At 67.3% G+C, this 14,669-nt stretch carries 15 protein-coding genes and 1 pseudogene; 8 read left to right on the top strand and 8 right to left on the bottom strand.

What is annotated here, in order from left to right:
• Positions 1–48 precede the first annotated feature (48 nt).
• A complete protein-coding gene (locus ACP694_RS00960) occupies positions 49–1,473 on the top strand; it encodes a protein adenylyltransferase SelO (RefSeq protein WP_426009712.1) in 1,425 nt (474 codons plus the stop codon).
• A 125-nt stretch (positions 1,474–1,598) separates the two neighbouring features.
• Positions 1,599–1,724 (top strand): hypothetical protein, encoded by a 126-nt coding sequence (locus tag ACP694_RS00955; RefSeq protein ID WP_426009709.1) that lies wholly within the window; start codon positions 1,599–1,601, stop codon positions 1,722–1,724.
• Between the two features lie 159 nt (positions 1,725–1,883).
• On the opposite strand, the gene ACP694_RS00950 is transcribed toward ACP694_RS00955, so the two are convergent.
• Complete coding sequence (locus ACP694_RS00950; RefSeq protein WP_426009706.1) at positions 1,884–2,792, bottom strand: LysR family transcriptional regulator; 909 nt, start codon at positions 2,790–2,792, stop codon at positions 1,884–1,886.
• A gap of 259 nt (positions 2,793–3,051) precedes the next feature.
• On the opposite strand from ACP694_RS00950, the gene ACP694_RS00945 reads away from it, so the two are divergent.
• Both ACP694_RS00945 and wrbA read left to right on the top strand, forming a co-directional pair.
• On the top strand, positions 3,052–3,750 hold the full coding sequence (locus ACP694_RS00945; protein WP_426009703.1) for a pirin family protein: 699 nt from the start codon (positions 3,052–3,054) through the stop codon (positions 3,748–3,750).
• Positions 3,751–3,813: 63 nt separating this feature from the next.
• Positions 3,814–4,413, top strand: coding sequence for an NAD(P)H:quinone oxidoreductase (gene wrbA, locus ACP694_RS00940; RefSeq protein ID WP_426009701.1), 600 nt, complete (start codon positions 3,814–3,816; stop codon positions 4,411–4,413).
• Positions 4,414–4,791: 378 nt separating this feature from the next.
• On the opposite strand, the pseudogene ACP694_RS00935 reads toward wrbA, so the two are convergent.
• Positions 4,792–4,950 (bottom strand): annotated as a pseudogene (locus ACP694_RS00935) (aldehyde dehydrogenase family protein); the annotation flags it as partial.
• 453 nt (positions 4,951–5,403) lie between these two features.
• Between ACP694_RS00935 and ACP694_RS00930 the strand changes: the two are divergent.
• Positions 5,404–6,537: a cell wall hydrolase gene (locus ACP694_RS00930; RefSeq protein WP_426009699.1), complete on the top strand. Its 1,134-nt coding sequence runs from the start codon at positions 5,404–5,406 to the stop codon at positions 6,535–6,537.
• Here ACP694_RS00930 and ACP694_RS00925 read toward each other — a convergent pair.
• Positions 6,497–7,306, bottom strand: a complete 810-nt coding sequence (locus ACP694_RS00925) for an SDR family oxidoreductase (protein WP_426009696.1) — start codon at positions 7,304–7,306, stop codon at positions 6,497–6,499. The two genes, ACP694_RS00930 and ACP694_RS00925, sit on opposite strands and share 41 nt — an antisense overlap.
• A gap of 107 nt (positions 7,307–7,413) precedes the next feature.
• Positions 7,414–7,602 (bottom strand): YegP family protein, encoded by a 189-nt coding sequence (locus ACP694_RS00920; RefSeq protein ID WP_426009693.1) that lies wholly within the window; start codon positions 7,600–7,602, stop codon positions 7,414–7,416.
• A gap of 141 nt (positions 7,603–7,743) precedes the next feature.
• Between ACP694_RS00920 and ACP694_RS00915 the strand changes: the two genes are divergently transcribed.
• The gene (locus ACP694_RS00915; protein WP_426009691.1) at positions 7,744–8,307 is read left to right on the top strand and encodes a DUF1003 domain-containing protein; all 564 of its coding nucleotides are present in this window, start codon (positions 7,744–7,746) and stop codon (positions 8,305–8,307) included.
• A 116-nt stretch (positions 8,308–8,423) separates the two neighbouring features.
• Here ACP694_RS00915 and ACP694_RS00910 read toward each other — a convergent pair whose 3' ends face one another.
• Both ACP694_RS00910 and ACP694_RS00905 read right to left on the bottom strand, forming a co-directional pair.
• Positions 8,424–9,071, bottom strand: a complete 648-nt coding sequence (locus ACP694_RS00910; protein ID WP_426009688.1) for an outer membrane protein — start codon at positions 9,069–9,071, stop codon at positions 8,424–8,426.
• A gap of 113 nt (positions 9,072–9,184) precedes the next feature.
• Complete coding sequence (locus ACP694_RS00905) at positions 9,185–10,150, bottom strand: GlxA family transcriptional regulator (RefSeq protein WP_426009685.1); 966 nt, start codon at positions 10,148–10,150, stop codon at positions 9,185–9,187.
• Positions 10,151–10,229: 79 nt separating this feature from the next.
• Between ACP694_RS00905 and ACP694_RS00900 the strand changes: the two genes are divergently transcribed.
• Positions 10,230–10,943: a DJ-1/PfpI family protein gene (locus ACP694_RS00900; RefSeq protein ID WP_426009682.1), complete on the top strand. Its 714-nt coding sequence runs from the start codon at positions 10,230–10,232 to the stop codon at positions 10,941–10,943.
• A 41-nt stretch (positions 10,944–10,984) separates the two neighbouring features.
• Here the strand turns inward: ACP694_RS00900 and ACP694_RS00895 are convergent, their stop codons facing one another.
• Both ACP694_RS00895 and ygiD read right to left on the bottom strand, forming a co-directional pair.
• Positions 10,985–12,355, bottom strand: a complete 1,371-nt coding sequence (locus ACP694_RS00895) for a S41 family peptidase (protein WP_426009679.1) — start codon at positions 12,353–12,355, stop codon at positions 10,985–10,987.
• Between the two features lie 185 nt (positions 12,356–12,540).
• Positions 12,541–13,314 (bottom strand): 4,5-DOPA dioxygenase extradiol, encoded by a 774-nt coding sequence (ygiD, locus tag ACP694_RS00890; protein ID WP_426009676.1) that lies wholly within the window; start codon positions 13,312–13,314, stop codon positions 12,541–12,543.
• Positions 13,315–13,490: 176 nt separating this feature from the next.
• Between ygiD and ACP694_RS00885 the strand changes: the two genes are divergently transcribed.
• On the top strand, positions 13,491–14,666 hold the full coding sequence (locus tag ACP694_RS00885) for an acyltransferase family protein (RefSeq protein ID WP_426009673.1): 1,176 nt from the start codon (positions 13,491–13,493) through the stop codon (positions 14,664–14,666).
• Positions 14,667–14,669: the final 3 nt, after the last annotated feature.

The raw sequence follows: 14,669 nt of genomic DNA, 5'->3' as shown, positions 1-14,669 counted from the left end.
GCGGCTTGCCAGCTTGCGTCGGCGGGCGGGGCGGCTCATCTCCTGGGCATGCCGATCTCCCCCGCCTATCGCCCTGATCCAGTGTTCATGCGTTTGGGACCAGACTTCGCCGATCCAGTCGGACCCGCCGACTTCCCCCAAACCATGCTACGCTTCCGCAACGACCGCGCGGCTGCGAGCGTGGGCCTCGACGTCCTGACCGATTCCGAGTGGCTGGACCATTTCGCGCGGTTCAGTCCCTTGCCTGACAACCAGCCGGGGCCGCTGGCCATGCGCTATCACGGCCACCAATTTCGCAGTTACAACCCCGACCTGGGCGACGGGCGCGGCTTCCTGTTCGCCCAACAGCGCGAGATCGGCGGCGACCGGTTGCTCGACCTGGCCACCAAGGGCTCGGGCCAGACGCCGTGGTCGCGTTCGGGCGATGGGCGGCTGACCCTGAAGGGCGGGCTGCGCGAGATCTTGGCCGCGACGATGCTGGAGGCCTTGGGCGCGCCGACCTCGCGGGCCTTCTCACTGGTCGAGACCGGCGAGGACCTGGTGCGCGGCGACGAGCCCAGCCCGACCCGCTCGGCGGTGCTGACGCGGCTGTCGCACAGCCATGTCCGGTTCGGCAGCTTTCAGCGCCACGCCTTCGCCGAGCGGCCGGACCTGGTCACCGTGCTGGTCGATCACGCGGTCGAGACCTACTACCCGCAGGTCGCCGACCAGCCCGACCGGCCCAAGGTGTTGCTGGAACAGGTGGTCGTGGCCAGCGCCAAACTGCTGGCCCGGTGGATGGCGGCCGGTTTTGTGCACGGGGTGCTCAACACCGATAACATGGTGGTCACGGGCGAAAGCTTCGACTACGGCCCCTGGCGGTTCCTGCCGAAGAACGATCCGAATTTTACGGCGGCCTATTTCGACCATCAGGGCCTGTACAGTTTCGGCCGCCAGCCCGAGGCGGTGTTCTGGAACCTGCAACAGCTGGCCGGCTGCCTGGCCCAGGTCACCGACCAGGCGGGGCTCGTCGCCGCGCTCAACAGGTTTTCCGATCTCTATCGCGACGCGCTCCGCGCGGCGATGCTCGACCGCATGGGCGTAAAGAGCCGCTCGACCCAGGACGATATCGATCTGGTGCAGGCGGCGTTTGGAGCCTTGGCCGCAGGCGGCGACGCGCTGCGCTGGGAGCCGTTCTTCTTCGACTGGTTCGGGGGAGAGGCGTCGCAAGCCCGCGCCTTGGCCGGGCCGCGCGGCGACCTCTACGGCCAGGAGGCGTTCGTGGATTTGCGTCGCCGGCTGTCGAGCTTCGAGGCCGACCGCCCCGAGCGGCTGGACAGCCCCGTCTTCGCGCGCGCCGAGCCGGAGGAAATGCTGATCGACGAGGTCGAGGCCCTCTGGGCGCCGATCGCCGAGGCCGACGACTGGTCGCCTCTGTACGCCAAGCTGGCCAGGCTGGAGGAGAGCCGTGTCGCCTACGCGTTAGGAGACTGACATACGGGTGAGACAAATCTGCCGCATGCTGACTTTTCCGGCATAAGGCGGGAACAAACGTCAAGCTTCAGCCTTACACTGACTGGAGCACGCCCGGCGGGTGATTGGCTGGTGGAGAATTTCGCATGCGTTTCTTCCAACCCGTAATGCTGGTCTGCGCGGTGGCCATGTCGTTCATCGGCGCCCTGGGCCTTCCCGGCTGCGCCCGCGCCATCGGCGAGTGTCTGCAAGACAAGCACAAGCTGGCTTAGCAGCCTTCCTGCTCCCCTTGCGGGAGAAGATGGCGGCCGAAGGCCGACGGCTGAGCGGTCTAGCTGGCCCATCGCCGTTCGCGGTTGATCTCGCCATCGACCCCTCATCCGACCGGCTTCGCAGGCCACCTTCTCCCGCAAGGGCAGAAGGAATTCCAATCACCCCAACCACGGCGCCGATCCCATGGCCTTGGCCAGGAACGCGATCAGCACCTCCACCCGCGCCGGGCGGATCGTGCTGGGCGGGGTGACCAGGTGCAGGGCGATGGGCGGCGGCGCCCAGTCGGCCAGGACTTCTTCCAGCAAGCCGTCCCGCACATCGCGCCACACCAGGAAGTCCGGCTGCATGGCCAGGCCCAGGCCCGCCAACAGCGACGGCCGCAGGATATCGGCGTTGTTGACCCGCAAGGGGCTGTGCAGGCTGACGGCATATTGTCCGTGTTCCGCATGCTCGAACCGCCAGACGTCCTTGGACTTGCTGTTGGTGTAGAACATGCCGCTCATCGCGCTCAGGTCCTTGGGATGGCCGGGCCGGCCGTGCTGGTTGAAATAGGCCGGCGCGCCGACCAGCATCACCCGAACCGGGCACAGACGACGCGCCAGCAGGCTGGAATCCTCCAGGGCCGAGATGCGCAGCGCCAGATCAAAGCCGTCCTCGACGATGTCGACCAGTTGGTCCGATAGGGACAGTTCGATCGACACCTCGGGATACAGGGCGAAGAACGCCGGCAAGGCCGGTCCCAGATGGGCGATGCCGAACGACATCGGCGCGGCCACCCGTACCAGGCCGCGTGGCGTGGCCGACTGGGCCGAGGCCTCGGCCTCCAGCGCCTCGCCCTCATGCAGCATGTGGGTCGCCCGATGCAGCGAAGCCCGCCCGGCCTCGGTCAGCGACAGCCGGCGCGAAGTGCGGTGAAACAGGGTGGCGCCCAGCCGCTGCTCCAGCCGGCCGACGGCCTTTGAGACCGTGGCCTTCGACAGGTTCAATTGCTCGGAAGCGCCGACGAAGGAGCCGGTCTCGGCCACCTTGGCGAACACGGCCCAGGCCTCGAAGTCAGGAAGTTTCATCTCGATCTCCGTTTTCCCGGCGAGGCCGGGACCCAGATGGCAAGGCTAAGATGGGCTCCAGCAGACTCAGAGTTTTTCCAATCATCCCCACCGCTTGGATCGGGGTCCCGGCCTTCGCCGAGAAGCTGCATGGAAGCAAAAATAGAAACGGTTTGTTTCGATCATTTCCATTTCGGATCGCGGTGCAAGAGATCATCTTCTCCGCACCGGAGAGGGCCACACGGTCTTTTCCCCAACAACCTTCTGAGGAGATTTCGAAATGATCGATGTCAGAACATTCGATAGCCTCGGCGGCGCCAACCACGGCTGGCTCGACGCCAAGCATCACTTCTCGTTCGCCGACTATCACGACCCCTCGCGCGCCCATCATGGCGCCCTGCGGGTTTGGAACGACGACACCATCGCTGCGGGCACGGGGTTCCCGCCCCATCCGCACGCCGACATGGAAATCATCACCTATGTTCGGGAGGGCGCGATCACCCACCAGGACAACATGGGCAATTCGGGCCGCACCGAGGCCGGCGACGTTCAGGTGATGAGCGCCGGCACCGGTATCCGGCACTCGGAATATAATCTGGAAGGCGACACGACCAAGATCTTCCAGATCTGGATCATCCCGAACAAGCGCGGCGAAGGTCCCGCCTGGGGCGCCAAGCCTTTCCCCAAGGGCGACCGCTCCGGCAAGTTCGTGGCCCTGGCCAGCGGGTTCGAAGCCGATAATGACGCGCTGCCGATCCGGGCCGACGCCCGGGTGCTCGGCGCGACGCTGAAGGCCGGCGAGACCACCGAGTACGCGCTCGGCGCGGACCGCAAGGGGTATCTGGTGCCTTCGACCGGCAAGGTCGAGGTCAATGGCGTAACCCTCAACACCCGCGACGGCGCGGCCATCCAAGACGTGGCGGTTCTGATCATCAAGGCTGTCGAGGACGCTGAACTCGTGCTCGTCGACGCCGCCTAGATGTCCGGCCGCTTCTTCTAACCGAAATCCAAACGCCAACCCGACGTTTCCAAGGAGGCTTTCATGCCCAAGGTTCTCGTTCTCTACTATTCCGCCTACGGCCACATCGAGACCATGGCCAACGCCGTCGCCGAGGGCGCCCGCGCCGCCGGCGCCACCGTCGACATCAAGCGCGTGCCGGAACTGGTGCCCGAAGAGGTCGCGATCAAGTCCCATTACAAGATGGATCAGGCCGCCCCGATCGCCACGATCGCCGACCTGGAAAACTACGACGCGATCATCGTCGGCACGGGCACCCGCTTTGGCCGCATGGCCTCGCAGATGGCCAGCTTCCTCGATCAGGCCGGCGGCCTCTGGGCGCGCGGCGCGCTGAACGGCAAGGTCGGCGCGGCCTTCACCTCGTCGGCCACCCAGCACGGCGGTAACGAGACTACGCTGTTCTCGATCATCACCAACCTGCTGCACTTCGGGATGACCATCGTCGGCTTGCCCTATAGCCACCAAGGCCAGATGACCCTGGAGGAAATCGCCGGCGGCGCGCCCTACGGCGCCACCACCATCGCCGGCGCCGACGGCTCGCGTCAGCCCAGCCAGATCGAGCTGGACGGCGCCCGCCACCAGGGCGAGCTGGTCGCCAAGACCGCAGCGAAACTGTTCAGCTAAGCCAAGCCAAGCGCGGATCGTTCAAGAAAGGCGATCCGCGCCAGGGTCTGGAGCATTTTTCGAGCGAAGTGGTTGCGGTTCGCGTGAAGAAAAATGCGTTAAAACAGAAGATTAGAGCTCACGGCCTGGCGCAGTCAGGTCGGGAAATGCTCTAGCCCTCCCCCGCAACCGATCGCCAAGGCCGGCTGGCTCTCCCCCAGGAGCCAGCCGGTTTTTCCTTCACCGCCCATCTCCATCCCTCAACCCAAAGGAGTAGGCCCATGCGTCGTCGCCAAGACAGCCTGCTGGAAAACCTCTGGAAGCTGGCGATATTGCTGTTCACCGTTCGTCTGCTGGCCCGCCGCTACCGCCGCGCCTGAGGCGCGCCCCGAACCCGCCCTAGACTTCGAAGGTGACGCCCTGCGCCAGTGGCAGGGTGGTCCCATAGCTCACGGTGTTGGTGGCGCGGCGCATGTAGGCCTTCCAACTGTCGGAGCCAGCCTCGCGGTCGCCGCCGGTCTCCTTTTCGCCGCCGAACGCCCCGCCGACCCGTCCACCCAGGTCCGAAAACCGCCAGAAAAAAAGCGGCCGCCAGAGCGACAGAAAACGGCCAATGAGCAGACCTCATGTCCTCCGGGACATTTTCAGCCTCGCGCTAGAGTAACGACGGTGTACGGCTCGGGTCGCATCGAGAGCGACGCAACGGAAGTCTATCTCGGGCGGTGAATATTCGTCCATTTGCGGAAGCTCGGGACTGTCGCGTTTTTTCGTTAGAATCAAAGAATTAACCACTCCATCTGTCGCATAGGGTCCCTGAATTCAGGGTGCGGCGCCGGCCGCGCTTGCGACTCCGTGACAGATGCGTCATAAGGCGGCTCACAAGTAGGATTTCGGCCACCATCGTGAACCGGCCGAGCCTCCGCTTTTAGAGCCGCCCGACAGTAATTTTCCGGGTTTCTAGGGGCGTTTTTGTCGGGGGGCGGTTCGCCCTCGCCGCGCAGGACACGAGTTTTGTTTACCAAGTCGCAGACGTGCGCGGATACGCGCGCGCTGGTCGGCGCCGTATTGGTCGGATCCGCCACGGGTCTGGCGCTCGGCGGCGTTTACCTCGCGGGGGGCATGGCCCAAGCCGCGAGCCAGCACGCTCAAGTCTCTCGCCTGGCCGACGGCGCCGAGGGGAATTTCTCCGACGCGGCGCTGTACCAGGCTGCGTCTCGGATGGATGCCGGCGCGCTCGCCATCGCCCGCCGTCACGATCCCTACACCGTTTCCGGCGGCGCCCAGCGCGACCGCCAGTCGGCCCTGCTGGTCGAGCGCCTGGAGCAGCGCCGAGCCAGTGACGACGATCGTCAGCCCCTGTTGCTGCGCGCCAGCTTCGGCGGCCCGTTCAACCCGGCCGTCACGCCGTTTCGCCTGACCAACGCCTTGGAAAGCTCGCGTGAACTCGAGTGCCTTTCCGAGGCGGTCTATTACGAGGCCCGCGGCGAGACTCCCAGCGGCCAGGCGGCCGTGGCCCAGGTGGTGCTCAACCGCGTGCGCCACCCCTCGTTCCCCAAGTCGATCTGCGGCGTGGTGTTCCAGGGCGCCTACACCCACACCGGCTGCCAGTTCAGCTTCGCCTGCGACGGCTCGATGCGCCGGGGCCGCGAAGTCGGCGCCTGGAACCGCGCCCAGAAGATCGCCGCGCGGGCCTTGTCGGGCGCCGTGATGAGCGAAGTCGGCGCGGCCACCCACTTCCACACCACCGGCGTCGCGCCGGGCTGGGGTCCGCGCCTGCTGCGCGTCGCCCAGGTGGGCATGCACGTGTTCTACCGCTTCGGCGGTCGGGCCGGCGCGCCGGACGCCTTCAGCCGCACGCCGCGTCCGTCGACGGCCGACGATCTGCCGAGCGTCACCCTGGCCAGTCTGGCCACCACCACGACCGCTGACGGCAAGTCGTCGGCGCCGGCCATCCAGATGGCCAGCGCCCTCGTGCTGCCCTCCGTCCAAGCTCCGGCCACCGCGCCGGGCGGCATGGGCGGACCCCTGGGTCCGGTGTCCGAGCCCGCCTCGGCCCCCGCCATGCACCCGACCAAGACCTCGTCGGCGACGGCGGGCGACGCAGTCAAGGTGTCATCGGCGGCCGCGACCGGAGCTGCTTCCTAAGCGCGCCGGGCATGTGGCTGCTGGCGAAGCGCATCTGCTTGGCCCGCTTGCCGACGAAATAATGCAGGTCCCTGCCGTGAACGGCGCGCCAGATCACCTCGGCGGCGTCCTCCACGGGATAGACCGGCAGGCCGCCGGCCTTCAGCACGTCCGACATGTTGGCGTTGCTGCCAGGCTGGCTGGCGTTGAGGATCGGTGTCTCGACGAACCACGGCATGACGCAGGCCACGCCAACGCCGTGGGCCTTCCATTCGATGTCCAACGCCTCCGACAGGCCTCGAACCGCGAACTTGGTGGCCGAATAGACCGCCAGGCTGGGCGAGCCGTACAGGCCCGCGCAGGACGAGATGTTGATCAGACGCGAGCCCGGCGTGGCTTTCAGGAACGGCAGGGCGGCGCGGGCGCCGTTGACCACGCCCTTGATGTTGATGTCCAACTGCAGGTCGATATCGGCGTCGTCGTGACTCTCGAATGGGCCAAAGCGCGCGACGCCGGCATTGTTGAGCAGAACATCTACCCGGTTTTCGGTCAGGGCGGCGAAGTTCGTGAGGGCGGTGGTCCAGGCGGCGCGGTCGCGGACGTCCAGCTTGAAAATCGCGCCATGGGCCGGGCCGATTGCGACCAGGGCGGCTTTCAACCCGACCGCGTCGATATCCGACAGCCCGACGAACCAGCCCTCGGCGACGAAGCGCTTGGCGCAGGCCAGGCCGATGCCGCTGGCGGCGCCGGTGATAAAGACGGCCTTGCGGCCTTCCGCTATGGCGCTCACGTGTTCCCCTCCCTTTTCTTTGTTATCACTGATCAGACGCCCGGGAGGGCAGTTTGGTCAAGTCGGGGATGGCAGTGGGGACATGCACTTGTGCGTGTCCCCAAACGTCAGCCCGCCAAGGTCTCGTCCACCACCTCGGCTGTAGGGCCGTTCTTGAGAATGGACTCGATCGCGTTCTTGGCCGAGGCCTTAGAGGCGTAGCCCTCGGTCGAGAACATCGTCTCGCCGTTGGAAGCGACGAAATTCACGCGGAACTCGTCCTTCTTGTCCTTCTTGATCACGAACTTGTAAGCCATGGGGGGCGCTCCACTGGTACCGTGCCTTGTCGATGAACCGACGCGGCAACCTCGCCTTGGTGGCGAGAGGCGTCAATCTCCGGCGCTTGCGTCCGGCGCCGGGAGGCGCAACTTTTAGAAATCCTCACCCCGCGAGCGCCCATGACCCCCAACGACCGCCTCGACCAGCTGTCCCGCGACCTGCTGGCCACGCCCTATGTCGATCTGAAGGACGTCCAGAAAAGCGTTATCGACCTGATCGCGGCTGAGGCGCCGACGGGGCTGAACCAGGCCCTGCTGGCCGACGACCGCAGCTTCTGGGACCGTCTGGCCGACAAGGTCGCGGCGATCGGCGGCTCCTGGGCCTTCATCGGCGGCTTCTGCGCCGCCTTGCTGCTGTGGATCGGGCTGAACGTGGGGCTGAGGCCCTTCCACCTGTCATTCGACCCCTATCCCTTCATCTTCCTCAACCTGATCCTGTCGACCGTGGCGGCGATCCAGGCGCCGGTGATCATGATGAGCCAGAACCGCCAGGCCACGAAGGACAGGCTGAACGCCGAGCACGACTATGTGGTCAATCTGCGCGCCGAGCTGGAGATCATGCGTCTGAACGGCAAGCTGGACGCCCTGCGCGAACAGGAGATGGTCGAGATCCTGCGCGGCAACACCGAGGCGCTGGATATCCTAAAGGCCCAGGTGGCCAAGATGACGGAAGACCGTGGCTGATCGGATTGGGGACATGCACATGTGCATGTCCCCACCTTCATCAGGCGCTCTTCGCCGTCCGCCGCAACGCCTGAGGCGGCTGGCGGAAGGCGCGCACGAAGGCGCGCCTTCCCGTCCTAGAAGCCGAAGCGGACGCCGACCAGGGCGCTGGGACCCGACATGTCGATCGACGACTTGGTCTTGGTCGCGCCGGCGGTGACCTCGACCTTCATCGAGCCGACGCGTTCGTAACGGCCTTCGGCGAACAGCGACATGGCCGGCGTGATCGCGACGCTGGCGCCGGCCATGGCGCGCAGGGCCAGGCCGGAGCCCCTGTCATCCAGCAGGCCGTCGTCGAACTTGACCGACGCCGCGCCGAACCCGACGCCCACATAGGGCTTCACCGGACCTTTGACCGGCAAGTCGTAATAGGCGTTCATGTCTAGGGTCAGGGTCTTGACCGAGCCGGTCGATTTCACGTTGATGTTCGGCACGACCACGGCCTCGACGTCCTGGCTGTGATAGCCGAGCGCCAATTCAACGCGCCAGTTGCCCTCAAGCTGGGTTCCCCAGGCCAAGACGCCCTGGGCGGCAGTGTCGGCATCGGCCTTGAGCTTGTAGCCCGGCAGCAGGGTGTAGTCGTAGTCGCTCTTGCCGACAAAGCCGCCGGCCACCGAGATGTACTGACCCTTCGCGGCCGAAGCCTTGGCGGGCTTAGCGTCCTGCGCCGAGGCTGCGCCGGCGATCGCCAGGGCAGCGACGGTGGTGGTGATGAACAAACGCATGGAAAAAATTATCCCCCGATATTGACGCGTCCGATAGCGGACGGGACGTCCGGTAGGCGGTCGCGGCAAGCGAGTAAATCTTCGGTTGCTCAAGCTTGACCTTTTGTTGCGAACTATGGCGTCGATGCAACATTCGGTTGCGTCGCGCGCGTCAGCCGCCTCATCGCCTGAGGCGGGTGGCCGAACGCCCTGACGAAAGCTCGGCGCATGCGTTCGGAGTCGCCAAAGCCGGTTTCGAGGGCCACGTCCTCGATCTGTAGCGGCTGGCTGTCGAGCAGGGCGCGGGCGGCCTCGACGCGCAGGCGTTCGACCGCCTTGGCGGGCGTGGCGCCGGTCTCGCTGGTGAACAGCCGCGCGAAGTTGCGGGGGCTCATGGAGGCTTGGGCGGCCAGCTGATCGACGGTCAGCGGCTGGGCCAGGTTCTCGCGGGCCCAGGCCAACAAGCCGTCGAACCGGCCGCCCTGCATCTCCAGCAGGGCCGAGAACTGCGACTGGCCGCCGGGGCGCCGGTGATAGACCACCAACTGCTGGGCGGTCTTTCGCGCGATGTCCTCGCCGAGATCGGCGCCGATCATCGCCAGGGCCATGTCGATGCCGGCGGTGATGCCGGCCGAGCTCCACAGCGAACCGTCCTGGACGAAGATCCGGTCCGGCTCCAACCGCACGGCGGGATAGCGGCGCTGGAAGTCCTGCGATCTTTGCCAGTGGGTGGTGGCGCGTCGACTGTCCAGCAGGCCGGCGGCGGCCAGGACGTAGGTTCCCGAGCAGACGCTGGCGGTGCGGCGGGCCTTGGCGGCCACGTCGCGCACGAAGGCCAGGGTGGTCTCGCAGATGGCCGGCGTGCGCGTGCCCTCACCGCCGGAGACGATCAGGGTGTCCAGGGCGGGCGCGTCCGCGAAGGCGGATGCGGTCATCGCCAACCCCGAAGAGCTGGCCACCGGGCCAGCGTCTCGGGCCAACAGCGCCAGACGGTAGGCGCCCGGCGCGAGACGTCCGGCGATCTCGAACGCCGCGATCGGCCCAGCAGCGTCCAGCAGTTGGAAGTCTTTGAAGATCAAGAAGCCAATTGTGCGGAGCATGGCTGTTTCCGAGGGAATTATGTCATTTAAGCCAGACGCTAGGCCTGCGATGTTGCGGCGTCAATCGGAGGTCTCACCCATGCCCCAGAACGCGCCAAAGAAGCCCGCGCCGTTTCACATCGTATTCGCCCTGTTTCCGGACGTCACCCACCTGGACTTCACCGGGCCGCACCAGATCCTCAGCCGCCTGCCCGGCGCACAGGTCGTGATCGCCAGCGAGGCGGGCGGCGACGTCGAGGCGGAGGGCTTGGTGTTCGCCCGCGTGGCCAGGCTGGCCGACATCGAGCACTGCGACCTGCTTTGCGTGCCCGGCGGGTTCGGCACGACCCAGGCCATGGCCGACGCGGCTTTCCTGACCCAGTTGCGCCGGCTGGCGGCCGGGGCGCGCTACGTGACCTCGGTCTGCACCGGGTCGCTGTTGCTGGGCGCGGCTGGTCTTCTAGTGGGCAGGCGCGCGGCCTGCCACTGGGCCTGGCGCGACCAGCTGACCCTGTTCGGCGCGATCCCCGACCCGGCTCGGGTGGTTCGCGACGGCAATGTGTTCACCGGCGGCGGGGTGACGGCCGGCATCGACTTCGCCCTGACTATCGCCGCCGAGATCGCCGGAGACGACGTGGCTCAGGCGATCCAGCTGGCCGTCGAATACGCCCCCGCCCCACCGTTCAACGCCGGCCGCCCCGAGACCGCCCCTCCGGCGGTTCTGGAGCGCATCCAGGCGGTCTATGGCAAGGGCATGGACGAGCGGTGGGCGGCGGCGCGGCTGGCGGGCGCGAAGCTGGGGCGGATGGCTTAGGGCGGCAAGAGGCGGCGGAGGTTAGGCGGCGTTGGCCTGCCCTAGCTCCGAGCCACCGGCTGCGGCGCATCGCCCCGCTCGATCTCCTGCATCAAGGCACGGATCATTCGGGCGTGGCCCTCGGCCAGGTCGTCGGCGAACACCGCGCGGGGGGCGTCCGGCGAGATGCCCACGGCCTCATACCGCGCGCCTTGCGGGTCGCGGTAGATTTCGGCTGGCAGGGTCAGCATCCAGCCGTTCGGCAGGGGCTTGTTGAGCTGGTCCGACAGGCCGCCACGGGTGCGCTCGCCCACCTGGACCACGTTGGCCAGGGCGCGCATGGCCAGGGTGAAGGTTTCGCCGGCGCTGACCGTGACATCGCTGGTCACCAGATAGACCGGCCCCAGATAGCGACGCGCCCGCGACGGCTGGACGTGAAAAGCCTGGGGCGTCACATCGCGCGCGCCGACGGCAAACTTGCTCCAGGCCAGGCGCGAGTGGTCGGCGAAGCGTCCGGCGATCCGCAGGCCGATGGCGTCATAGCCGCCGCGATTGTTGCTGACATCGACGATCACCGCCTTGGCGCCGTCAAAGGCTTGCAGCGCGTCGTCCAGCGCGGCGTCGAGCGCGGCGGGGTCGCCCGGCGCGGCCTCCTTGTCGAAGCCGCCCATGGTGACGATGTTCAGATAGCCGACCTCGCCAACCCGGCCCCAGATCACCCGGTTATTGGCGGCCTGGTGGCCACGCCCTTTCAGAACGTCGTCCAGGACGCCGCGCTTGTAGGTCTGGAGCCAAGCCTTCTCGGAGGCGGCGGGATCGGCCTGCCGGGAGTTCGAGCGCACGCGGATCAGGGTGGCGGCCTCGCCGCTCTCGAAGTCGCGGGCCTCGTCGCCCAGGGTGGCCTGCAAGCCGACATGCGGATCGTCAAGACCGACCATCAAGCCGTTCAGCGCGTCGAATAGCGCAGCGCCATTGGTGGCCTTGGCGGCGGCCTTGTCGGCGATGCGGGCCCTCGCGGTCCAATCGACATGGCGCTGGCTGGTCGAGGGATAGAAGGCCGCGAAGGTGTCGGCCGCCAGGGCGGTGATCTTGCGCGGCGTCCAGGCTGTCTTGGCCAGGCAGGCCGCGGGCAGGGCCGGCAAGCGGTCGAACAGATAGCTGGTGTCGGCAGGGCCGGATGACGTCGCCAGGACGTTTGGGCCGGCCAGGTGGCGCACCGCCAGCACACCATCGGGATCGGCCTCAGGGCGCGGATCGGCGTAGCAGGCCGCGCCGACGGCGTGGAACAGCTTGGTCTCGCTGGCGTCGATCCGCACGATGTAGCCATAGCCGCGCGAACGCCAGACGCCCTGGGTCGGGTCAACGGCCTGGGCGTTGGCGGCCGCGCCGGTGACGGCGACCAGGATGGCGAGGACGGCGCTGCGGCGCTTCATGGACAATCCCCTGCGTTGCATGGGCGGACCTTCGACGGTGTCGGGCGGCGATGGCAAGCGGGAGTGTGGGTTTTGACGGTGGCCGACGCCCCCTCCGTCACGATGCGTATTCGCATCGCGCCTCCTCCCGCGCTTCGCGGGTGAGGAGGAGACGGCGAAGCCGACGGAGGGGGCGGTCGGCCCCTTCACCCCACACGAACACTCGTCATCGAGATCGCCGCGAACAGGTCATCGGTGAAGAACGACACCTCATCCCCGGCCTGCTGGGCGCCCAGCACATAGAGCAGGGGCAGGTAGTGCTCGGCGCTGTTGATCGAGGCCTCGGCGTCGGGGCCCAGGCCGCGCCAGTCGATCAGCGGGTCGTGATCGCCGGCCGCGATCAACGCCTTGGCGGTGTCGTTGAAGCGCGGCGCCCAGTCGGGGATCTCGCCGGTGCGAAAGTTCACGGCGCGCAGGTTGTGGACGATGTCGCCGCTGCCGATGATCAGCACGCCCTCGTCGCGCAGGGCGGCCAAGCGTCGGCCGGCCTCATAGTGCCAGCGGTCGGAGCGGCCGCGATCCAGGCTCAGCTGCACCACCGGCACATCGGCGTGCGGATACATCGGACGCAGCACGCCCCAGGCGCCGTGGTCCAGGCCTCGGGTCGGATGCTGCACGACGGGATCGGGCGAAAGTAGCTCCGCTACCCGCGACGCCAGGGCCGGATCGCCCGGCGCGTCGTAGCGCACGTCAAACAGCGCCTGGGGGAAGCCGCCAAAGTCGTGGATGGTCTCGGGGCGCTCGGACGCACCGACCGCGCTGGCCCCCATCGTCTCCCAGTGCGCGCTGATCATCAGCACCGCCTTGGGGCGGGGCAGGGCGGCGCCCAGGGCGGCCCAGGCCTGGCTCCAGGCGTTGTCAGCGATGGCGTTCATCGGCGAGCCGTGGCCGAGGAACAGGACGGGCAGGCGGGCGGTCATGGGCGCGAGGTCCGATCAGCTACTCTATGAGTTACAGATAGGTCGCCGCCGGCGTCTTTCAATACGCACCCGGGAAGGCGCGAGGGCGACCATTTGGCCACATCGTGGCCGTCGCGGGGCCGCTTTTGCGACGCGTGCTTTCCCGGCGCGCCCGGCTTTGTTAAGGCGGAGGCGTTGTGAACGTACCCGTCCTTCCCCCCACGGCTTCCGGCGATGCGACGCCGCCTTCGGACCCGCCGGCCACCCCGGTCGCCGCGCGCCCACTGCGGGCCTCAACCCGGGGCGGCGCGCTGGACCTGCTGCGGCTCGTGGCCTCGTTGCTGATCGTGCTCTATCACTACGGGGCCGAGGGGCCGATGCGCATCGAGCGCTTCTCCCAAATGTTCTCGCGCGGCTTCCTGGCCACCGATTTCTTCCTGATGCTGTCGGGCTATGTGCTGGGCCGGGCCTATGGAGCCTCGACCCTGACGGGGCGCATCAGCCATGGCCGGTTCTGGGTGCGCCGGGTGGGCAGGGTCTGGCCGGGGCACCTGATCGTGCTGGCGACGATGGCGGTCTTGGTGCTGGTGCTCAACAGCCTGGGCACCGACGCCCACAAGCCCTCGCGCTTTGCCTGGGACCAACTGCCGGTCCAGGCCCTGCTGGTCCATGCCTGGGGGTTCAACAGCGACGGCTGGAACCTGCCCAGTTGGTCGCTGTCGGCGCTGGTAGTCTGTTATGCGGTGTTTCCCTGGCTGTGGCGGGCCGCCGACAAGGTGCGCCATCCGTGGCTGCTGCCTTTGGCCGGGGCCCTGGCCTTCGCGCTGTGCGAGGTCGTCGCCCGTCAGGCCTTTCACCACGCCCTGTCGGACCTGCAGTTCCGCTATGGCGTGCTACGGGCCTTGCCGTTGTTCATCCTGGGCGTCTGCCTGGCGCGGGCGGTCGAGATGGACTGGCCGTCGGAAAAGGCCGCCAAGGCCCTGCTGGTCGGCGGTTGCGGGCTGCTGGCGGCGATGCAGCCGCTGGACCGCTACGCCCTCCCCGACGAGCTGATTTTCGACATCCCCTGCCTGATCGCCATCGCCGCGATCGTGCTGGGGGCGGGTCGCCTGCCGGTGCGCCATCCCAAGGCCTGGATTGAGGAAGGCGCCAAGCTGTCCTTCGCCCTGTTCATCACCCACATTCTCGTGGGGGTGATCTATTGGAGCGCGGTGCACGAGTTGATTGAGACCGTGCCGATCGGCATCGCCTGGCAGTGGCTGATGTGGCTGGCCTCGTTCCCGATCGCCCTTGGCGCGGCCTTCCTGTTCCACACCTATCTCGATCAGCCGCTGCAAAATCGCATGGCACCATGGCTACGGGGGCGGCGGTAAGCC

Source organism: Caulobacter sp. DWR2-3-1b2 (assembly GCF_049896345.1).
GTDB lineage: Bacteria > Pseudomonadota > Alphaproteobacteria > Caulobacterales > Caulobacteraceae > Caulobacter.
Note: the sequence above shows the minus strand (reverse complement) of the source record. Positions and strands in the feature narration are given on the sequence as shown.